At 66.8% G+C, this 371-nt stretch carries 1 protein-coding gene; it reads right to left on the bottom strand.

Annotated features, from left to right (window positions below):
• On the bottom strand, positions 1 to 371 hold a 371-nt coding region (locus tag FLP08_RS17370; RefSeq protein ID WP_156278183.1), incomplete at both ends, for a serine hydrolase.

The raw sequence follows: 371 nt of genomic DNA, 5'->3' as shown, positions 1-371 counted from the left end.
CTGGTCGAGAGCCAGCAGGCCCTGCTGCACGGCGGCGCCCACCAGGGTCGAGGAGATCGACTTGACCACCGAGAACGAGGTCCAGCGCGTGCGTTCGTCGTTGCCCAGGCCGTAGCGCTCCAGGGCGACCTTGCCATCCTTGAGGACCAGCACGCCGCCAACGCGGTTGCGCCGCATGAAATCGTCGACGCCGTATTCCTCGCCGCCGATCCGGTAGCGCGGCGCGATGGCCACACCCGCCGGCAGCGGACGGACCTTGGTCCCCTTGTGGATAACCCGGGTCGGATAGACCTTGTCCATGTTCCGGTAGGTGTCCGGCTGGTATTCCGGGATCAGTTCATAGAGATCGGCGGCACGGCCGATCCGCGGGT

This window comes from Christiangramia aestuarii, from assembly GCF_009735585.1.
GTDB lineage: Bacteria > Bacteroidota > Bacteroidia > Flavobacteriales > Flavobacteriaceae > Christiangramia > Christiangramia aestuarii.
This window is presented reverse-complemented; position numbering and strand designations above follow the sequence as displayed.